The following is a 20,370-nucleotide window of genomic DNA, read 5'->3' on the forward strand; positions in this document are numbered from 1 at the left end:
CTCAGAGTGTCCGTGTTTCCGTGCGCAAGAGCAGTCCCAGCAACGGCCAACACTCCATGCGCTCACCCGCAGGCAATGCCGCCCAACCCGGAAACTGGGCCGACAAGTCGATCGCCTGCACCACCATGCCCAGCTCGCGCGCCAGCCATTGGACCATTTCCGCCGAGCGCTCGCCCGCGGCCACGCGCAAGCCTTGCAAGGGCAAATCGCGCCAGGTGCGGTCCCACAGGTCCAGTGAACGCTGCAGCTCCACCACCACGCGCTGGTGGGCACCCTGGCCCGTAGCGGAGTAGTCCACCATGCCCGCCGAATAGTCGGCCCCGAAGGCCTCGCCACCGACGGCGTAGTCCGGAACGTATTCGCCTACCGGCACATAGGCCTGTTCCGCAACGGGTGCGGCCCCCGAGTCGCCCCAGGACATGGCCATGAAGCCCACAGGCAGGTCCAGCCGACGGGTGAAAAACAGTTCGTCGTTGGCACTGATGGTGAGCAGACCCTGGCGGTCATCGGCCATGGTCAGCAAGGCATCGGCGCGCTCGGCGCGGCCTTCGGTACGGGCCAGCAACTGCTGCAGATTGCGCTGCGCGGTTTCCTGCACGTCGACCACGCGCACATCCCATTGCATGGCGTCGCTGAGGTCGAGCAGTTCACGCACCACCGCATTGGCAGCAGCAACCACGAACAGCAGTTCACCCGCCTTGTACTGGCCGTCTCCGACCTTGAGCACATCCAGCGTGATGTCATCGATGTGTGCGGTCACCAGATCCTTGATCTGGTAGCGTGCGGCGGCCCGCATCTCTTCCGGGGGGACTTGCGGTGCGTCGATCTGCAGGAACTGGTACTGCGCCGGGCGCAGCATCGCCTGCGCGGCCAGACCCTTCAGACCCAGCGCTGCCAGCCGTGCCGCAAAGGCTTCCAGTGCGTCATCACCGCGGCGCTCGACGCCTGCGGCCTTGATTTCGAAGCGCTCACCGCCCAATGGCTTTGCCACGACATAGCTGAGTACACCGTCTGCCCAGGACACGACCAAGCGGGCACTGGAGGAAGGGCGACGCCATGGCCAGCGCACGCTCACGCCCACTCCTTGTGGATAACCGAACCGTGACCCTTCACATTTGTATACATTGGCACATTATTCACCAAGTCGCTCACATATTCATAGCTGGTTGCGCAATAAAGACGGGGGCAGGCGGCCAAAATCATCAGTAGTTTTCGCGGCGGTAGATGAGCGGGCTCTTGTAGACACCGAATGTGGCACGGGCCGAAGGGTTGGTGTTGGCTGCGCCCCCCCAAGGGTACTGCAGCCAGGGCACGCCAGCTGTTGCGGCGCTGGCACTGTACCCGGTGGCTGCGTTAGATGTAGTGCAAGTGCTGCCAGCTGCAGCACTACCCAGGTTCAGCGTTACATCCACCCAGCCGGTGACGTTTCCGACTGGCTGCACCAATCCCAAATTGGGTGTTGGCTTGGCGCCTACCGACCCTCCCGCCGTTCGACAAGCCGCCAGACCATTTTTCGTGTCCACTGGATAGACAAAGGCAAATTGGCTGGACGCAACGGTGGTGCAGGTATCTGTTCCAGTCCGCCATCCCGCTGTCGCCACTGCTGGAGCATCGTAATACTCGAACGCGACAGGCACCGAAAGTCCTGTGCTCAAGCGCTCCGAACCGTAGGCGTTACGCATGCGAACACGCCCGCTGCGAATCACCGTGCTGCCCTCGGAAAAGCCGCTGGAGGTCACGGCATCGGTGTCGAGTGCCCGCACACCCAGCGTATAGGGGGCAGCCATGGCATAGCTACTCGTTGCACCCACAGCTGTATTTTGGTATGCATAGGCGGGACTCGCTGACGCTGCGGGGGTAGCAACACCTTTGGAAAAGGTCGAAGCCAACAGTGTGGCGTTGGTCCACACGGGGGCGCCGGTACAGGAAGAACCGCTGACACACGCAATGGCGGTCGGACCACTGCCGGAATCGCTTACGGTGACCGACTTGGCCCAGGTCGAACCACTGTAGTTTTGCGTTGTGGCGTTCGCAGCGTTCTGCGCAGTGACGGTCAGCCCCAGCGGCTGCCCTGCGTACGTGAACGCGCCACAGCCCGCGGTTACCGAAGTAATGAAATGGTCGGGGATAAAACGACCGAAGTAGCTGCTTTGCGTGCTGCCAATGTTGCAGCCATACTTGCCGCCCGACAAGGTGTTGGACGAGGAGCCGGCAATGCAGTCACTTGCAGCACTGTCAACCGCAGTGAAAGTGCTGTCCACCACGCCGTCAGCTGCCAACCGAAAATATCCCACCTCCGAGTAGGTAAAGGCCGTTCCGCTGGCGCCATTGCCGCTGGCTGAAGCCGCCGCAGCGGTAAAGCTTCCTGCCAGGGTACCGGTCTGCTCGGCACCACTATGGGCAGATGCCTTCGTAGTGTCCAACGTGGGCGTACCGCCATATCCGACGGTACCGGTGTCGGCAGTGAGTGTGAAGGCGGCTCCGGCCTTGATCTTTGGTGCTGCTGTTCCATTGGCTCCCGTGGAATCCGCATTCGCATTGGAAGAGCTGACAGTAAATGCAGTGGGCCGAATGGCGAAATTGTCCGTGGAGCAGGCCGGTGTGCCACTCCCCTGCTGCATCCGTACCCGTACATTCTTGGCAGCACCGGCATAGGTAAATGACGCCGATTTGCGCCCACTGGCCAATGTGACACTTTGGGTGCTCGTCAGGCCAGTACCTGTTGGGCAGGCGCTGGAGGTGGTGTCCACCAGATCCACGGTCAAAGCTGCGCTGCTGGTGGTATCGACCGAAGTTCCGTTCACCGCGACGATGTCCACACTGAACGCCGTTCCGGCAAGCTTGGTGTAGAGGTTGGTCTTCGGATTGGCACCCACTTCAACCGCATCAAACGCACAGGAGGCCGACGTGTAGGTAAGAGAACAACTGTTGGTGTTGGTACTGCTGTTGTAACAACTTGCACTGGCATCGGGTGTCGGGCTTACGCTGCCCACACCCAGAACGACCGTTCCAGCACTACTCTGGCTAAGGGTTCGTGTCGTCGTCCCACCAGAAAACGTAAAGGTGTCGCCACTGGTCCACCCCGAAGGCGTCAGCCGCACCGTAACAGCGCCTGAATAGAGACTGGTGCATGCCGCATTGAGACATGCCTTGAGCGTGACCGACTCAGGAGTGCAGGTGGACGCCGCCCCGTCATGCTCGATCTGGATGTGATCGAAGGTGCCCGAGCAGTTGCGTCCCAGATTCATGTCGGCCTGCACTTCGGACGCACTAAGCTCGTAGTTGTAGAGCTTGGTCTCGTCAATGTAGCCCTGGAAATTGCGGCTGCTGATGACAGAACAGGAACCGGTTGCAACGTCTCCACCAACATAGAAGTTGCAACTGTTCTGCTGCAAGGTTCCGGTCCAGCTACCCGACGTCGCATCCTGCACTCCATTGATATAGATTTTCTGACGCCCTGCTCCGGTCGCGGAACTGAAGGTGATCGCCACATGGGTCCAGGTATTGAGTGGGATGGAGCTGGAGGAGGTGATGTTCTGACCATTGTTCCACCACCAGTACAACTTGCCACTTGAATTGATGTGGAACTCATAGTTCACGTCGTTTGAGAGAACGCTGTAGAGCCCGCCGGAAGCAGGATAGCCAGTCATGTAGATCCACGCCGACGCGGAGAATTTGGTCGTGTAGTTGAACAGGGGACTGGTGGGCACCTGCACGACAGCGTTGCCATCAAAACGCCCCGCATTGCAAAAGCTACCGCTGACCGAAGACTTCTGGCTTGCAATGGTCGGACTCGGGACCACTGTGTTGGTTGTGCTGCTGGCCCCGGTCAGCACCCTCTTGCCATGCAAGCCTGTAGAACCCGAATCGAGCACTTCCCCGGTGGATCCGTTCCATGTCCCCACTGCCTCATCCATCCGGTAGTGAGTCACTGCGCCCCCCAATACGAGGACGCTGGCACTCGCTGATGGCGCATTGGGCGCGGTAACGGTATTGGTCTGCGTGCCTTGGGTCAGCAAGGTGACAGCCAGGCTGAGTTGTGCCGTCGCTCCAGCTGGCAGCGAGGTGATGGTCCATGTGACCGTCTGCCCGGTAACAGCAACACTCCCCAACGTGGGAGCCGATGCGGAATACGACATTGATGCGGGAAGTGCATCAGTGATCGTGACGTTGCTGAGGGCACTGCTGCTACTGTTCTTGGCCTTGATGGTGAAGCTGACCACCGAGTTCAACTGACCGGCAGACGAATCGGCTACCTTGGTGAGGGTCAAGCCGCTGCACTGCGTGTAGGTCGGTGTACAAACACCATTTACCATGGTGCTGGAGTTACCGAACGTGATGCTGCTGCCCGTGACATTGCCGGTTACCACGGCATTGTTTCCCAGGTCCACCGACCCCGCAGCGGTAATGTTGCCGGTGATATTTCCGTTCACGCCGATGACGGTGGAACCGCCCGTGCTGATATTGCCGACGATGACAGGGTCGGTGCCCGATGCAAAGTTCCCTGCGATGTTGAGAGTGAGCGTGTAGGTGCCGCTGGCGTTGATCGTGACGTTGTTGGACAAGGCCATGTTGCCTGTGACGGTCAGGCTCAGGTTCGAGCTGAGGGTAACGACATCGTTGTTACCCAGGGAGATGCTGCCGGAACACTGGTAGGACGTGCCACTGCCACTGACGGTACCACCGCAGATGGAGGACAGTTGGGCCGGCAGGGTATAGCTGGCGGCATGACCCAGGGTGGCAAACAACAGCAGCAAGAGGCCCAGACTCGATCGTAGAAATGCCATGGTCATCGCTCCATGCTGGCCGACACGCTGCGCTCGACGTAACCCTGGGTTCCCGCCGCGCCCAGGGAAGCTACCGCAGTGAAGCGCAGGATGTTGATTGTGGCGCCGCCTTCTGTGTAGGCAGTAGCCGTACAGACCACTGCCACGGAAATGCCCTGGATGGTCAACGTTGTCGACGCCGCCGGACAGGCCGATGCGGCAGCACCCGCACTGACACCCCATTCCAGCCCGGCCCGCGCCGCCCAGTAGGCCCGCGAACCCACGGTATCCTGTGCCGACGTGAGCTGCTGGGTATTGGAAAAGCTCACCATGTAGCCCCCGAGTGCGGCCAGCACCACCACCAGGAAAACGGCGGCCACGGCGGCAAACCCCTTCTGATGACGCGTTGGCTTCATGGCGTGTTGTTGACGTGCACCTCGTGCTGGAGACTGACAGTTTCCCCACTGTCCGTCAACTGCAGGCTCATGCGTACCAGGGCATTGCGTTGCAGGTCGGAGCCGGTGTAGCTGAAGTTGCAGGCCGAAATGTTCTTTGCCAAGACCGAGGTCGTGGCGCCCGACCGCGGACAGGAGGCTGGCGCGGCATACGGCAGACCCGTGGTGTAGCGCAGCAGCTGCCCACCGGTGCACACGAATCCGACCACCTGCTCGCCCGCCGGAACGACGTGGAATCGGTTGCTGCCGGACTCCAGTGGAAATTTCTTGGCGACGATGGTGATGGTGGTTTCAGCAGGCGTACCGGAAACCGTCGGCGCCGGAGTATCAACAACCGCCGTGTTGTCCTGCGCATAGGCGTCCGAACCGGCGATGCCCAGGTTGTACACCACCACAACGTCATTTACCGCAATCTGCTGGTCACTGGGGCGTGCCGTGTTGTCGCCCAATTCATTGAAACTGGTGGTACTGGCGGCAAAATTCAGGAAACCGGTGCCCTGCGCACGGTAGCGCCCGCCGGTTTTGGTCGGAATGAATTCAATGCACTGGTTGGTAGGCGTGCGCACGCTATTGGGCAGCGCCTTGCGGATGTCCCGCCCCATACGGCGCACCGTGGTGTCCGCCACATCGGTCAGCCCGGCGCGGCGCGCGCTGGCAAAGTAGGCATCGATGGGCCCGCGCATGAACACCGCCACCATGCCGCCGATCACTCCCAGGATCACAATGACCATGACGAGTTCGACCAGGGTAAAGCCTCGAAGCTTGCGCATGCTCAGTAGTTCCCCTTGTAGCCGACCAGCACAACCGAGCCACCGCTCCAGGTCACGGTCACCGTCACGGCCTTGAGCACCGTCGCGCCGCCTCCTGTCACAGTGGCGGGTGCGGCCACAGAAACAGCCACGTTGTACGTACTCAACCCCGGGACTGTGGCCCCCGTCACATCCACGATACCGCCAGCAGTGCTGTAGCCGTTGTAGTCGTCCACATCGTCCCAGAGGTTGCGGCTTGCCTCCTGGTCGGCAGCTACCCGGGCTGCCGGGCATACCGGTGCGGCGGGCGGCGCCAACGTGGCGGTATCGGGGTCGCAATACTCCTTGAGCGTGATCTCCTCCAGCATGGATTCCGCCACCGCCAGGGCCTGCTTGCGCACCATGGGGTCAGCCGATGAGGCCACCACCGTGTTGCTCACCAGCAAGATACCAGCCAGCCCGGAAGCCACCACCACGATGAAGATGATGACCTCGATGAGGGTGAAGCCCTGGGCGGTGCGTTTAGTCATGCACATACCCGGTGGCGGCTTCCACGGTAATCGTGCGGCCTCCCCCAGTCACCGTGAAAGTCTGCACGGTGGCGAGGGCAGCGCCGCTGGTGTCAATCGGTTGCCCCAAGCCATCAAAACTGAAATTGGCTGGCGGGCGGGTGGCATAGCTGACACCGGAAACAGCCAGGGCAGCCTTTCCGTCCGGCCCATTCAGCGCCGTCGAACAGGAGGATGTGGCAGCTGTGGCGGCAATGGAAAGGCTGATACCACTGCTGGTAATTGACAGGCACACCGTACGCCGCTGCGCAATAGCGGTCTTCTGGGCATAGCGCAGATAGGACAGCGTCACGTCCTCCATGCCACGGGCGTCAAAGTCCGATCGATTGAAGATGCGTGGCGCTGCGTAGGCCGCGAGGATGCCCAGAAGCACCAACACCATGATGAGTTCGATGAGCGTGAAGCCGTACTGACCCACGGATCCACGCTGACGACGCCCAACCGTAGACTTGGCACCTGCATTTCGAATTTCACTCGACATATGGTCAGCAATTGTTGCTATTTGATTGGTAGCAAACCGCCCAACATGGAAGCCGTCCTATTGTAGGACAGCGCTCTGTCCAAGCATACAGTGCAGGGCCTCCTATGATGCGCATGTGAACTCCCGCCCCATCCCAACCCTCAGCAACGATTGGTCTGCCGGTATCCTGGCCGCCACACTGTTCCTCGTTCCCGCTGTGGGTGTCCCGCATGACTACCTGCTACAGGACACCCTGAAGTCCGCGGTGGCTGCCTTTGGCGTCCTCGCTGCCGGTCTGCTTTTCTTCATGGCGCGATGCATACAGCCACGTGCGCTTGCCTGGCACTGGATTGTCCTGATTCCGGTGACCCTTTGCCTGTATGCCCTGTGCAGCTCCGTCTGGGGTCACGCCTACCTGAGTGCAGTCGAGTCATTGCGTTGGCTGCTCATCGGCGCGCTGGTGTTCCTGTCCCTGAACGTCTTCGCCGGGCCACGGCAATCGCGAGCCTTCTGGGCAATCCATTGGGGCGCAGTGGCGGCTTCCCTGTGGATCATGGTGTATGTCTGGACTGGCCTGACACCCTTCCCCCAGGGGGCACCACCCGCCGCCACGTTCTACAACCGGAATTTCGCGGCCGAGTACATCGTGACGACGCTGCCGCTCTCTTTCTACTTGGCATGGAAACATCGCTCAGTCTGGAGCGTCGGCGTTTCCGGACTACTACCGGTGCCCGGAACCATTGCAGTCCTGATGACCGGTACCCGTTCGGCACTGCTGGCCTTGCTGGTCTACGCATGTTGCGCTGTCGCCTGGCTAGCCTGGCGTCGCGTCCACAAGCTAGCCTTGCCGGATCGCGCCGGGCGTGCATCCTTGCTCACCACGGCCTTGTGCGTGGTCGTGCTCGGAAGCATACCGTCGAGCCGCTATTCCCAGCTCCCCAGCCACAACGACAAGCTGTGGGACCACGTGTTTGCACGGGCCCAGAGTGTTTCCTCAGAGTTGGAACCGCCGAAGAGTTCATTCAACATGCGGGTCGCCATGTGGAAGGCAAGCGTGCGGATGTTGCAGGACAAGCCGTGGACAGGCGTGGGAGCGGGTGCCTGGGAGGTGGAGGTGCCTCGCTACCAGGATCCTGACACGATGCTGGAACTCGACTACTACGCCCACAGCGATATCCTGCAGTTGCTGAGCGAATATGGTCTGGTCGTTGGCGGCCTGTCGTTGGCATTCCTTCTTGCTGCTTGTCTGCAACGCGCGGCACCGACTCCGCCGCTGCCACAAGATCCGCAACGCTATGCGCTGCTTGCCGCCCTGATCGGTCTGGCTACCGTTTCATTGTTCGGCTTCCCACTGCGGCTTGCGGGGGGCGGCATGCTCTTCGCCGTGCTGCTCGGAATGCTGTTTTCACCCGTTGCATACCCCGTCCTGGGGAGCCTAGGCAAACGAACCTATGCAGGGGGTGTCGCAGTTTTCTCGTTGGGCCTGCTCGCAGCAGTCTGGCTCACGATGCTGGCCGGCCGCGCCGAGTATCACCTGCTGCGGGCGTTGGACTACACGCAACAACTGGCCAAAACCCCAAAGACCAGCACCGCCACGGTCCACGATCTGGTGGACCACATCCACCACGAGGCCACACTCGGCATCCAGGCCAACCCCCACTACCGCAAGCTCAGTCCGATGATTTCGGAAGTGCTGATGGCGCACTCCCAGTGGCCCGAGGCGATCTGGATCCTGGAGAGCGTGGTCGCGTCACGGCCGCATGTTCCCGCACTGCTCGAAGGCCTGGCCTTGGCACGCGCCCAACTCGGTGACCGCCAGGGGGCGGATGCCGCGCTGGCCAAACTGCAAGCGCTGCGGCCGGCTCAGCCGGCAATCCGCAATACCGAACTGGTGGTATTGGCCAATACCGGCCGGGACGACACTGCACGGGCTCGCGCCCAGGCATGGCTCGCTGACGGTTTGGTCGACGTGAAACTGCTGCAGTCGATCTACGCACTGGGACTGAAGACCCACGACTGGCCATTGGCCCTGTCCGCGCTACGGCACCGCAATCGGCTCTGGCCCGAGCAGGCCGCCGACGGCCACTTCAGGATGGGAATGGTCTACGCCGACCCGGCGGTACACAACCGCACAGCAGCGGTCGAGGCCTTCCGGCAGGGGCTGGACGTATTGCCACCTGCGCAGCGGGAGAACTACCTGCAACAAGTGCCCGCTTCACTGCGGGCGGACGTAGAAAAGGGCACCTGAGTGCCCTTGTTAGACGCCTCGGAAAAGCGCTTTAGTTGATAGAAATGATCGTTGCAGTCGCAGTGGCGTTGGTCGACGTTTGCGTCAACGTGCAGGCAGTGGCCGTACCAACGGTAGCGCTCACGGTGCCGGACAGCGTATAGCCGGTTGGCAAACCACCTTGAAGAATGTTGCCTGCGGCGGTCTGGCATGCAACGTTGGCCGTTGCGGATCCATTGCCGGTGGTAACGCTGCGCGCCGCGTAGTTCACCGAACTGGCCGAGGTAATGCCGCCAGCGACCCCTTCCAATGCGGCGGTTTTGGCATCGGAGCTGAGATCCACAAACTTGGGAACGGCCACGGCCGCCAGGACGCCGAGGATGACGATCACCATCACGAGCTCGATCAGCGTAAAGCCTTGTTGGGTACGTTTCATATTGCTTACCTTTCGTTCAAAAAATTGGCCGGACTGTCGGGCCACCAACGTCAACGTAGCGAAGTGCTACAAATTCTAGAGAAAACTCTGCAGGTTGTGTGCGAGGTTTTGTGCATAAGTGCCTGTTGTTCCACACAAAAACCACGCTCGCTTCACTTTACTCCACTGCCATTCCGAGCCAGACGTAACGGTCCAGCGGCACCAGCGTCCCTACCCCCGCCTGAGCCCGACTTTGGAACCACAGGGCATCGAGCCCATCCTTGGACTCCAGCCCGGTTGCATACAGCGGCTTGTAGCCGATGCAGCGGCACTGACCGTCAAACGCCCACTGCCCTGGCGCCACCTGGCTCAGGTCGCGGCCTTGCACTTCTCCGGCGTAGTTCGGTGGAAACGCGCCCATCGCCGTGAAGGGATTGGCACTGGACTCCGGCGCGGCCGACGCCTGTCCGCGCACCTGCACTTGCAGGTGTTCCAGCACCATGGCCGTACGCATGGTGCCAAGCGTGGTCATGACCGCGGCGCGCTCGGCCTGGCCGTGAACCCGGCTGGCATACAGGCCAAAGACCCAGACGAAACCCAATACCACCAGCGCCAGGATGGCCCATTCGACCATGCGTCCCCCGCCGACCGAAACGGTGCGGGCCATGGCCTAGCCGCCTCCCTTGCCCATGGCGGCCTGCCCCATGTTCCACATCGGCAGGAAGACCCCCAACGCCAGCAGCAGCACCAGTACGCCAATAACCGCGAGCAGCAGGGGTTCGATCGATGCCGACAAGCCCTTGATGGCGTAGTCGGTGTCGCGTTCGTACATTTCGGCGATCTCGAACAGCAGCGAATCGAGTTCACCCGTTTCCTCACCGACCTGGATCATCTGCAGCACCACGGGAGTGAACACCCCGGTGGTGGCGGCACAGCGTGAAATGCTTTCGCCACGCTCGATGCCGTCGCGCATCTGCTCGATGCGTGCACCGATGAAGGCGTTGTCCACCGTCTGCGCCACCACCGTGAGCCCCTGTACCAGCGGTACCCCACTTTGGTTGGAGAGCGCAAAGCTGCGGGCAAATCGCGCCAGGGTGGCCTTCTGGATGATTTCACCGACGATGGGCAGGGTCAGTTTCTTCGCATCCCACCAGTAACGCCCCTTGTCGGTCTTGAGAAAACTCTTGGTGCCAAACCAGGCAGCGATGCCCCCCACAATCAAGGCCGGCCACCAGGCAATCATCCATGCAGAGAAGGCCAGCAGGCCGCGCGTGATGAGCGGTAGTTCCGTCTTGAAGCCTGCGAACACCTTGGCAAAGACGGGGATCACGAAGATGTTCAGCACCACGATGGCGATGGCCATCGCGACCAGCACGAAGATGGGGTAGCGCACCGCCTGCTTGATGCGCTCCTTCACGTCGCGCTCGAACTCCATGTGCTCGGTCAAGCGCAGGAACACCTCGGTCAGGCGTCCGGTTATCTCGCCCACCTTGACCATGGAAATATAGAAGGCCCCGAACAGATCCACAAAACGCGACAGCGCGGCCGACAGTTCGCGCCCCTGGTCGAGGCTGGAGCGGATGTCGCGCAGCATGTCCACCATGGCCGGTTTGGTGGCCGAGGCCTCCAGCCCGGCAAAGGCGCGCAGGATGGGAACGCCCGCCTTGTTCAGGGTGTACATCTGGCGCGAGAAGATCAGCAGGTCATCGGTAACCACGGGCTTGCGGTTCAGGCGGGCCAGCAGGCCTTCCTTCTGCGCTTCATCCGCCTTTTCCTTGGCCACGCCGATGAACACCGGCGCCACGCCCATGGCCTTGAGCTGGTCCGCCACACCGCCCTCGGTCATGGCTTCCAGCACGCCTGTGACCGCCTCACCCCGGCTGTTGCGTCCGCGCCATTCGTAGCGTGCCATTCAGCCTAGTCCTCCAGGTCGTCGGCATCGAGGCCGATGCGCATGGCCTCGGCCACGGTGGTACGGCCTGCGCGCACCAGCGCCAGGGCATGGTGGGCCATGGTCTGGCCCTTCATGCGCTCGCCCGCCAGGCGCAGGAAGGCACCCGGCTCGGCCCGCGATGCGGCCTGGGTCAGTTCGGCATCCATCTCCAGCAGTTCGTATACACCCTGGCGCCCGGCGTAGCCGGTGCCGTTGCAGGCCGAGCAGCCCATGCCACGCTTCGGTGCAAACCCCTCCATGCCCGCGTCGATCATGCTGGTGAGCCAGCCCTGTTCCTGGGGTGTCGGGTGGTGTGGGGCCTTGCACTCGTTGCAGATCAGGCGCACCAGGCGCTGGGCGATGACGGCCTGCAGCGAGGTGGCCACCATGAACGGAGGCGTTCCCATGTCCAGCAGGCGAAAGGGGGTACTGGCCGCATTGCGGGTGTGCAGCGTGGACAACACCATATGCCCGGTGATGGCGGCACGCAGGCCGATCTCGGCCGTTTCGGTGTCGCGCATTTCCCCGACGAGAATTACGTCCGGGTCCTGGCGCAGGCAGGCGCGCAACACCTTCGAAAAGGTGAGTTCGATCTTGTCATTGACCTGCACCTGGGTGATGCCGGGCAGGCGGTACTCCACCGGGTCTTCCACCGTGATGACCTTGTGCTCGGCCGCATCCACTTCGGCCAGTGCCGCATAGAGCGTGGTGGTCTTGCCGGAACCCGTGGGGCCAGTCACCAGGATCATGCCGGTGGTGCGGTGGATGATTTCGCGGAAGCGCTTGAGCATCTCCGGCGGCATGCCGATCTGGTCGAGCTTCTTCATCGCCGCGCCCTGGTTGAGCAGGCGCATCACCACCGCCTCGCCATACACGGTAGGCAAGGTGGACATACGCACGTCCACCGTCATGTCCTTCACGCGCACCGAGAAGCGTCCGTCCTGGGGCAGGCGCTTTTCCGAAATGTCGAGGCCTGCCATCAGCTTCAGACGCTGCGCCAAGGCGGCGCCGATGCGCTTGTCGGCCTGGGTCTGCACCTGCAGCACACCATCAACCCGTACCCGTACCTGCAGGCTGCTCTCCAGCGGTTCGATGTGCACGTCGGATGCCCCCACCTGGGTCGCATCCTCGAACAGGCTTTGCAGCAGACGCACCACCGGGGCGCCTTCGGCACCGACGCTGGCGGTCAGTTCTCCGAAGTCCACCGCGTCACTGAGGTCCTTTTCCAGCGCGCGGGTCAGGCCGGCGATTTCCTCGGTGCGGCGGTACAGGCGGTCAAAGGTGGCGGTCAGTTGGCTTTCGGGCACTGCCGCAATGGCGATGTTGCGCTTGAGAATGCGCGTCAACTCGTCGTAGGCAAACAGGTCCAAGGGGTCGCCGAGGGCCACCAGCACCGTGTCGCCGCGGTCTTCCAATACCAGGGCCTTGAAGCGCCGCGCCGCCGTTTCGGGCAGCAGCTTCACGACTTCAGGCTTGAACGGGAAGGACTTGAGGTTGACGAAGGGAATGCGCAGCTGGCGTGCCAGCCCGTTGGCCAACAGCTCTTCGGTGATGACGCCGGTTTCGATGAGCAAGCGCCCAACCTTCTTGCCGGTGGTGCGCTGCAGTTCCAGCGTCTGCTGCAGTTGTTCCTGGGAAATCAGGCGCTGCTGCACCAGCACGTCACCCAATCGAATCTTCTCCGGTCGGCCAGAAGGTGGCCGGGGCGCGTCGGCGGGAGGCTGTCCCGTGGCTGTATTCATGCGCTATTCCTTTGCGAATGGCAAAAATAATAGCACGCAGGCCTGTCCACGTGGGGACCGGCCTGCCGGGAAACGGATGGCAATCGATCGCGGGCTCAGGCGCCCTGGGCAGCGGCGCCATGGGCCGGTGACAGCACGTTGCCCTGCACGCTGACACGTGAACCGACGCCGTAGCTGGGGTTGCTGAGCTCGATGCTGCGGGTGCTGCCGTCGTCCATGCGCACCAGCACCCGGTAACTGGTCTGCTGGTTCATGCGCTTCTCGACCGTGTTGCCGGCGTAGGCACCGCCGAGCACGCCGCCGATGGTGGCCAGGGTCTTGCCGTCGCCGCCACCAAACTGGTTGCCCAGCAGGCCGCCGAGCACGGCGCCTGCCACGGCACCCATGCCGCTGGGTTTGCCCTCCGCCGCAATGGGTGTGACCGACTCGACCGTACCGCAGTGGGCGCAGGCCACCCGTGCGGGCGCTTGTTCCCACACCGGCTGCGTCGGCATCGCCACCGGGCGTGCCGGTGCAGGGGCCGATTGGGATTCTTCCAATGGTGCACGCGTTGCTACATTTTTCGTAGCTGACTGCACAGTATGCGTGCGGACTCCGGCCTGTTTTGTCTTGGTACTGGAGTCGAGCGCGGGCTTGGACTGGGCTAGGGTTGGCGCCGCCGCGGGCACAGCCTCGGTGGTCGGCGCGCTGGCCACAACGGCGGCAGGTGCAGCCGCCTTGTCGTGCTGGCTCAAATAGAGCGCAGCGCCACCAGCGCCCAGACCGGCAGTACCCATGACGCCGGCAACAAACCAGAGCCAGGGAGACGAAGGCGTTGCAGTGGTGGCAACAGGAGCATTGAGCACAGCGGACATGGCGGGTTTCCTTGCAAAGCGGGGGACTGAACCCCGAAGTTCACTAATCAGTCCCCACCTTAACGCCGCCACGGCGCAGCCGATGACGAAACCGGCTTTACGCTTGTAACCCGCCGTAAACCCCTTGCTTTACAGGTTCGGTGCCAGGAAACGCTGCAGGGCAGCCACGTCCATGCCGCGGCGCGCGGCCATGTCCTGCACCTGGTCATCGCCCACCTTGCCGACATTGAAGTAGGTTGCCTCCGGGTGGGCCAGGTAGAAGCCGCTCACGCTGGCAGCCGGCGTCATGGCCATGCTCTCGGTCAGCCCCATGCCGATCTCTTCGCACTGCAGCACGGCAAACAGGTCTTTCTTGACGCTGTGGTCGGGGCAGGCCGGGTAGCCGGGTGCTGGGCGGATGCCCTGGTAGCGCTCGGCGATCAGGGCATCGTTGTCCAATGCTTCCTGGGCGGCATAGCCCCACAGGTCGGTGCGCACCTTCTTGTGCAGCAGTTCGGCAAAGGCTTCGGCCAGGCGGTCCGCCAGGGCCTTGAGCATGATGGCGCTGTAGTCGTCGTGCGCGGCTGCAAAGGCCTGCTCGCGCTTGTCGGCCCCGATGCCGGCCGTCACGGCAAACATGCCGGCGTAGTCTGCGCCACTGGGGGCCACGAAGTCGGCCAGGCAGCGGCTGGGGCGGTAGCTGCCATCGTCCTCGGCCTGCTTCTCGGTCTGCTGGCGCAGGCCGTGCCAGGTGAGCACGGGCTTCTGGCGCGACTCGTCGGCCCAGAAGGCGATGTCATCGTCGCCCACGCGGTTGGCCGGGTACAGGCCCAGCACGGCATTGGCGGTGAGCCAGCGGCCCTCGATGACCTTCTTGAGCATGGTCTGGGCGTCGGCAAACACCTTGCGGGCCTGCTCGCCCACCACCGCATCGGCCAGGATGGCCGGGTAAGCGCCGGCCAGATCCCAGGTCTGGAAGAACGGACCCCAGTCGATGTATTGCGCGATCTCGGCCAGGTCGTAGTTCTTGAACACGCGCCGCCCCGTGAATTTGGGCACGGAGGGCTGGTAGGCCGCCCAGTCGATAGGCGTCTTGTTGGCACGTGCCTTGGCGAGGGGCCACAAGGGCGTGGCCTTCTTGTTGGCGTGCTGCTGGCGCACCTTGTCGTAGTCGGTGTTCAGCTCGGCCACGAATGTGTCTCGGCCATCGCCCAGGAGACCCTGCGCCACCGCGACGCTGCGCGAGGCATCGGGCACGTAGACCACGGGGCCGCTGTAGTTCGGGGCAATCTTCACCGCCGTGTGCACACGGCTGCAGGTGGCGCCACCGATGAGCAGCGGGATCTGGCGCGAGCGGAAGTAGTCGTCCTTCTCCATCTCGGCTGCCACGTACTGCATCTCTTCCAGGCTGGGGGTGATGAGGCCCGACAGGCCGATGATGTCCGCCCCTTCCTCCTTGGCCTTGGCTAGGATTTCGTGGGCCGGCACCATCACGCCCATGTTCACCACGTCGAAGTTGTTGCACTGCAGGACCACGGTGACAATGTTCTTGCCGATGTCATGCACGTCACCCTTGACCGTGGCAATCACGATCTTGCCTTTACTCTTCACATCGGCGCCCGCGGCTTCGAGCTGGCGCTTCTCTTCCTCGATGTAGGGCACCAGATGCGCCACGGCGCTCTTCATCACGCGCGCGCTCTTGACCACCTGCGGCAGGAACATCTTGCCTTGGCCGAACAGATCGCCCACCACGTTCATACCGTCCATGAGCGGGCCTTCGATCACATGCAGCGGGCGTCCGCCCTTGGCCAGGATCTCGCGGTAGGCCTCTTCGGTGTCCTGGGTGATGAAGTCGGTGATGCCATGCACCAGCGCGTGACTCAGGCGCTGCGCCACCGCAACGGGGGCTTCGGGTGTGCCACGCCATTCCAGCTTCTTGCTCTCGTCCTTGGCCGCGCCCTTGGCGTTCTCGGCAATCTCCACCAGGCGCTCGCCTGCGTCGGGGCGGCGGTTGAGCACCACGTCTTCCACACGTTCACGCAGGGTGGGTTCCAGGTCGTCGTACACGCCCACCATGCCGGCGTTGACGATGCCCATGTCCATGCCCGCCTGGATGGCGTGGTAGAGGAACACGGTATGGATGGCCTCACGCACCGGGTCGTTGCCACGGAAGCTGAAGGACACGTTGCTCACGCCGCCCGACACCTTGGCACCGGGCAGGTGCTGCTTGATCCAGCGCGTGGCCTCGATGAAGTCCACCGCGTAGTTGTTGTGTTCTTCGATGCCGGTGGCAATGGCGAAGATGTTGGGGTCGAAGATGATGTCTTCGGGCGGAAAGTCCACCTCATCCACCAGCACGCGGTAGGCCCGCTCGCAGATTTCGATCTTGCGGGCAAAGGTGTCGGCCTGGCCCTTTTCGTCAAAGGCCATGACCACCGCGGCGGCCCCGTAGCGGCGCAGCAGCTTGGCCTGGCGCTTGAACTCGTCGAGGCCTTCCTTCATGGAAATCGAGTTGACGATGGCCTTGCCCTGCACGCAGCGCAGGCCGGCTTCGATGACGCTCCACTTGGAGCTGTCGATCATGATGGGCACGCGGGCGATGTCGGGCTCGGAGGCGATCAGGTTCAGGAAACGCACCATGGCGGCCTGGCTGTCGAGCATGGCCTCGTCCATGTTGATGTCGATGACCTGGGCGCCGTTTTCCACCTGCTGTCGCGCCACGGCCAGCGCTTCCTCGAACTGGCCGTTGAGGATCATGCGGGCAAAGGCCTTGGAGCCGGTGACGTTGGTGCGCTCGCCCACGTTCACGAAGGTGGCACGCGGCGCATCGTCGGCACCGGTCTGGCCGATGAACACCGGCTCCAGGCCGGAGAGCATCATGGGGGGAAGGGCGTGGGGTTTCATAGGCGTACTCATGGCAATCAAGCCGCTTCCGGGTAGAACACTTGCGGGCGCTTGCGGGTGGCCAGCGGCTGCACGGCGGCGCAAATGGCACCGATGTGGTCGGGCGTGGTGCCGCAGCAGCCGCCCACGATGTTGACCAGGCCTTCGGCGGCGAATTCGCGCACCAGACGCGCGGTGATATCGGGCGTCTCGTCAAAGCCGGTGTCGCTCATGGGGTTGGGCAGACCGGCGTTGGGGTAGCAGCTGATGAAGGTGTCGGGCGCCGCGCGGTTCAGTTCCTGGATGTAGGGGCGCATCAGCGTGGCACCCAAGGCACAGTTCAGGCCGATGGACAGCGGGCGCGCATGGCGCACGCTGTGCCAGAAGGCGGTGACGGTCTGGCCGGACAGGATGCGCCCGGAGGCGTCGGTCACGGTGCCCGAAATCAGGATCGGCAGGCACTCGCCGCTGTCCTCGAAGAACTCATCAATGGCAAACAGCGCCGCCTTGGCGTTGAGCGTGTCGAAGATGGTTTCCACCAGCAACACATCGGCACCGCCCTCGACCAGCCCCTTGGTCTGCTCGTAGTAGGAGGCGCGCAGTTCCTCGAAGCTGACGTTGCGCGCGCCCGGGTCGTTCACATCGGGGCTGATGCTGGCAGTCTTGGGCGTGGGGCCCAGGGCGCCGGCCACGAAGCGGGGTTTTTCGGGGGTGGAGTACTTGTCGCAGGCAGCGCGGGCCAGTTTGGCCGAGGCCACGTTCATCTCGAACGCCAGATCCGCCATGCCGTAGTCTTCCTGGGCAATGCGGGTGGCACCGAAGGTGTTGGTCTCGATCAGGTCGGCGCCAGCGGCCAGGTAGCGCTCGTGGATGTCGGAAATGACGTCAGGGCGCGTCAGGCTCAGCAGCTCGTTGTTGCCCTTGAGGTCGCGCGGGAAGTCGGTAAAGCGGTTGCCCTGGTTGCCGGGGCCGGTGTAGCCCGCGCCACGGTACTGGGCTTCGCCGAGCTTGAAGCGTTGGATCATGGTGCCCATGGCACCGTCGAGGATGGCGATGCGCGACGCCAGAATGCCGGGCAGGGCCTGGGCGCGGGTGTAGACAAGGGGTTTCATGGGGTCGGCTCTCCTGTGCAAAGGTGTCCGAGCGCCGTTAAGAATCTCAAGCCTGACCACCGGAACCCCTGGTTCGCACTGGCTGCAACGCTCCTTGAGAGTGGGCTATTTTAAAACAAGGATGCACCTCGGGCGTCCGTCCAGGGGCAATTGGGGAGGCGCCAGCGGCGACAATAGGGGTACCCAGACTGGCCCTCCACGCCAGTCTGGGCGCCAAATTGGCCTTCAGCCCCCGTATTCATTGCGCAAGCAGCTCCTGATTTGATAGCGACAGATTCCGCTCCATCGACCGCACCCCGCGCCATCCTGCACGAGGTGTTCGGCTACGACGCCTTCCGCGGACCGCAGGAGGCCATCGTCGACCATGTGGTGGCCGGGGGCGACGCCCTGGTGCTCATGCCTACCGGCGGGGGCAAGTCGCTGTGCTACCAGATTCCGGCCATTGCCCGCCAACGCGCCGGGCATGGCGTCACGGTGGTGGTGTCGCCACTGATCGCGCTGATGCACGACCAGGTGGGCGCCCTGCTTGAGGCCGGGGTGGAAGCCACGTTCCTGAACTCCACGCTGGAGGCGTCGGAAGCCTGGGCGGTCGAGCAGAAGCTGGTCCGTTCCGAATACACACTGGTCTACGCCGCGCCCGAGCGCATCACCACACCACGCTTCCTGGCCCAACTCGACGCCCTCTACGAACGCGGGCGCTTGAGCCTGTTCGCCATCGACGAAGCCCACTGCGTGAGCCAGTGGGGCCACGACTTCCGCCCCGAGTACCGGGCGCTGGCCCTGCTGCACGAGCGCTACCCGGGCGTGCCACGCATGGCGCTGACCGCCACGGCCGACGCCCTGACCCGGGCCGACATCGTGCAGCAACTGCAGCTGCAGGACGCGCGGGCGTTCGTGAGCAGCTTCGACCGTCCCAACATCCAGTACCGGTTGCTCGAAAAGCGTGACGGCACCCAGCAGCTGCTGCGCTTCATCCAGAACGAACACGCGGGCGACGCCGGCATCGTCTACTGCCAGAGCCGCAAGAAGGTCGAAGCCCTGGCGGAAGCCCTGGTCGATGCCGGCATTCCCGCCCTGCCCTACCACGCCGGCCTTGACAAGGAGCTGCGCCAGACGCACCAGGACCGCTTCGTGCGCGAGGAGGGCATCGTCATGGTGGCCACCATTGCCTTCGGCATGGGCATCGACAAGCCCGACGTGCGCTTTGTGGCCCACGTGGACCTGCCCAAGAACATCGAGGGCTACTACCAGGAAACGGGGCGCGCGGGACGCGACGGTCTGCCCGCCACAGCCTGGATGGTGTACGGGCTGCAGGACATGGTGAACCAGCGCCGCATGATCGACGAGAGCCCGGCCAGCGACGAGTTCAAGGCCGTGATGCGCGGCAAGCTCGACGCCCTCCTGGGCCTGGCCCAGACCAGCGACTGCCGCCGCGTACGCCTGCTGGCCTACTTCGGCGAGACCTACGGCCACGCGCCGCCCAGCATCGAACAGCTGGGCCGCGCCATCGACACCGAGGAAGGCACGTACCGCAAACTGCGCTGCAACAACTGCGACAACTGCCTGCACCCGCCCGAGATCTGGGACGGCACCGACGCGGCGCGCAAGCTGCTGTCCACGGTGTACCGCATCCAGCAGTCCAGCGGCAAGCACTTCGGCTCGCAGCACCTGATCGACATCGTGCGCGGCAAGGCCACCGAAAAGGTGGAACAGTACGGCCACCAGAGCCTGAGCACCTTCGGGCTGGGCGCCGACTACTCGGAAGTGCAGTTGCGCGGCGTGCTGCGCGAGCTCATCGCCATCGGTGCGCTGGCCGTGGACGCCGGCATCTACAACACGCTGGAGCTCACCCCGGTAGCGCGCCCCATCCTGAAGGGCGAGCGCCTGGTGGAACTGCGCGAGACCGCCACCGAAGCCCCCAGCCGCAGCAAGCGCCCGGCCCGCTTGGCCGCCGTGGCCAAGGCCCCGGTACAGCTCGACAGCGAAGCCCTGCTGCGCTACGCCGCCCTCAAGGCCTGGCGCGCCGAAGTGGCCAAGGAGCACAACCTGCCGGCCTACGTGATCTTCCACGACGCCACGCTGGCGGCCATTGCCGAGCGCTTCCCGCAGACGCTCGATGAACTGCAGGGCATCAGCGGACTGGGTGCCAAGAAGCTGGAAGCATACGGCGCACAAGTGTTGCGCGTGGTGACCAACACCTAACAAAATCGGGGGGTGCCCCGTATC

The 20,370-nt window shown here is 63.3% G+C and carries 15 protein-coding genes and 1 riboswitch; of the genes, 2 read left to right on the forward strand and 13 right to left on the reverse strand.

Annotated features, from left to right (window positions below):
• Position 1: 1 nt before the first annotated feature.
• From RQP54_RS04995 to RQP54_RS05020, 6 genes are all read right to left on the reverse strand, one after another.
• Complete coding sequence (locus RQP54_RS04995) at positions 2-1,075, reverse strand: hypothetical protein (protein WP_315677063.1); 1,074 nt, start codon at positions 1,073-1,075, stop codon at positions 2-4.
• A 127-nt stretch (positions 1,076-1,202) separates the two neighbouring features.
• A complete protein-coding gene (locus tag RQP54_RS05000; RefSeq protein WP_315677064.1) occupies positions 1,203-4,571 on the reverse strand; it encodes a DUF6701 domain-containing protein in 3,369 nt (1,122 codons plus the stop codon).
• Between the two features lie 218 nt (positions 4,572-4,789).
• Positions 4,790-5,182 carry a hypothetical protein gene (locus tag RQP54_RS05005; protein ID WP_315677065.1) on the reverse strand — a complete coding sequence of 131 codons (393 nt, stop codon included), beginning with the start codon at positions 5,180-5,182 and terminating at the stop codon, positions 4,790-4,792.
• Complete coding sequence (locus tag RQP54_RS05010; protein WP_315677066.1) at positions 5,179-5,991, reverse strand: prepilin-type N-terminal cleavage/methylation domain-containing protein; 813 nt, start codon at positions 5,989-5,991, stop codon at positions 5,179-5,181. Before RQP54_RS05010 ends, RQP54_RS05005 begins: the two co-directional genes overlap by 4 nt.
• A gap of 2 nt (positions 5,992-5,993) precedes the next feature.
• Positions 5,994-6,500 carry a prepilin-type N-terminal cleavage/methylation domain-containing protein gene (locus tag RQP54_RS05015; protein ID WP_315677067.1) on the reverse strand — a complete coding sequence of 169 codons (507 nt, stop codon included), beginning with the start codon at positions 6,498-6,500 and terminating at the stop codon, positions 5,994-5,996.
• Positions 6,493-7,020 (reverse strand): type II secretion system protein, encoded by a 528-nt coding sequence (locus tag RQP54_RS05020; protein ID WP_315677068.1) that lies wholly within the window; start codon positions 7,018-7,020, stop codon positions 6,493-6,495. Before RQP54_RS05020 ends, RQP54_RS05015 begins: the two co-directional genes overlap by 8 nt.
• 115 nt (positions 7,021-7,135) lie before the next feature.
• Between RQP54_RS05020 and RQP54_RS05025 the strand changes: the two genes are divergently transcribed.
• Positions 7,136-9,247, forward strand: coding sequence for an O-antigen ligase family protein (locus RQP54_RS05025; RefSeq protein ID WP_315677069.1), 2,112 nt, complete (start codon positions 7,136-7,138; stop codon positions 9,245-9,247).
• Positions 9,248-9,278: 31 nt separating this feature from the next.
• Here the strand turns inward: RQP54_RS05025 and RQP54_RS05030 are convergent, their stop codons facing one another.
• The 7 genes from RQP54_RS05030 to RQP54_RS05060 form a co-directional block, all read right to left on the reverse strand.
• Positions 9,279-9,662 (reverse strand): type II secretion system protein, encoded by a 384-nt coding sequence (locus RQP54_RS05030; RefSeq protein ID WP_315677070.1) that lies wholly within the window; start codon positions 9,660-9,662, stop codon positions 9,279-9,281.
• A gap of 157 nt (positions 9,663-9,819) precedes the next feature.
• The gene (locus RQP54_RS05035) at positions 9,820-10,308 is read right to left on the reverse strand and encodes a hypothetical protein (RefSeq protein WP_315677071.1); all 489 of its coding nucleotides are present in this window, start codon (positions 10,306-10,308) and stop codon (positions 9,820-9,822) included.
• A 3-nt stretch (positions 10,309-10,311) separates the two neighbouring features.
• Positions 10,312-11,553, reverse strand: a complete 1,242-nt coding sequence (locus RQP54_RS05040; RefSeq protein WP_315677072.1) for a type II secretion system F family protein — start codon at positions 11,551-11,553, stop codon at positions 10,312-10,314.
• Between the two features lie 5 nt (positions 11,554-11,558).
• A complete protein-coding gene (locus RQP54_RS05045) occupies positions 11,559-13,316 on the reverse strand; it encodes a GspE/PulE family protein (RefSeq protein WP_315677073.1) in 1,758 nt (585 codons plus the stop codon).
• A gap of 95 nt (positions 13,317-13,411) precedes the next feature.
• Positions 13,412-14,170, reverse strand: coding sequence for a glycine zipper 2TM domain-containing protein (locus RQP54_RS05050; protein WP_315677074.1), 759 nt, complete (start codon positions 14,168-14,170; stop codon positions 13,412-13,414).
• A 129-nt stretch (positions 14,171-14,299) separates the two neighbouring features.
• A complete protein-coding gene (gene metH / locus RQP54_RS05055) occupies positions 14,300-17,053 on the reverse strand; it encodes a methionine synthase (protein WP_315677075.1) in 2,754 nt (917 codons plus the stop codon).
• Positions 17,054-17,070: 17 nt separating this feature from the next.
• Positions 17,071-18,144: a homocysteine S-methyltransferase family protein gene (locus tag RQP54_RS05060; protein ID WP_315677076.1), complete on the reverse strand. Its 1,074-nt coding sequence runs from the start codon at positions 18,142-18,144 to the stop codon at positions 17,071-17,073.
• Between the two features lie 22 nt (positions 18,145-18,166).
• Positions 18,167-18,245: riboswitch (S-adenosyl-L-homocysteine riboswitch) on the reverse strand.
• A gap of 160 nt (positions 18,246-18,405) precedes the next feature.
• Between RQP54_RS05060 and recQ the strand changes: the two genes are divergently transcribed.
• Positions 18,406-20,346, forward strand: coding sequence for a DNA helicase RecQ (gene recQ, locus RQP54_RS05065; RefSeq protein WP_315677077.1), 1,941 nt, complete (start codon positions 18,406-18,408; stop codon positions 20,344-20,346).
• Positions 20,347-20,370: the final 24 nt, after the last annotated feature.

The organism is Curvibacter sp. APW13, from assembly GCF_032337135.1.
GTDB lineage: Bacteria > Pseudomonadota > Gammaproteobacteria > Burkholderiales > Burkholderiaceae_C > Allorhodoferax.

Coding starts and splice junctions, on each gene's coding strand:
- RQP54_RS05000 (WP_315677064.1), bottom strand. CDS start 4,571: ATGGCCTTGTCCAACAACGTCACGATCAACGCCAGCGGCACCTACACG.
- RQP54_RS05005 (WP_315677065.1), bottom strand. CDS start 5,182: ATGAAGCCAACGCGTCATCAGAAGGGGTTTGCCGCCGTGGCCGCCGTT.
- RQP54_RS05010 (WP_315677066.1), bottom strand. CDS start 5,991: ATGCGCAAGCTTCGAGGCTTTACCCTGGTCGAACTCGTCATGGTCATT.
- RQP54_RS05015 (WP_315677067.1), bottom strand. CDS start 6,500: ATGACTAAACGCACCGCCCAGGGCTTCACCCTCATCGAGGTCATCATC.
- RQP54_RS05020 (WP_315677068.1), bottom strand. CDS start 7,020: ATGTCGAGTGAAATTCGAAATGCAGGTGCCAAGTCTACGGTTGGGCGT.
- RQP54_RS05030 (WP_315677070.1), bottom strand. CDS start 9,662: ATGAAACGTACCCAACAAGGCTTTACGCTGATCGAGCTCGTGATGGTG.
- RQP54_RS05035 (WP_315677071.1), bottom strand. CDS start 10,308: ATGGCCCGCACCGTTTCGGTCGGCGGGGGACGCATGGTCGAATGGGCC.
- RQP54_RS05040 (WP_315677072.1), bottom strand. CDS start 11,553: ATGGCACGCTACGAATGGCGCGGACGCAACAGCCGGGGTGAGGCGGTC.
- RQP54_RS05045 (WP_315677073.1), bottom strand. CDS start 13,316: ATGAATACAGCCACGGGACAGCCTCCCGCCGACGCGCCCCGGCCACCT.
- RQP54_RS05050 (WP_315677074.1), bottom strand. CDS start 14,170: ATGTCCGCTGTGCTCAATGCTCCTGTTGCCACCACTGCAACGCCTTCG.
- metH (WP_315677075.1), bottom strand. CDS start 17,053: ATGAAACCCCACGCCCTTCCCCCCATGATGCTCTCCGGCCTGGAGCCG.
- RQP54_RS05060 (WP_315677076.1), bottom strand. CDS start 18,144: ATGAAACCCCTTGTCTACACCCGCGCCCAGGCCCTGCCCGGCATTCTG.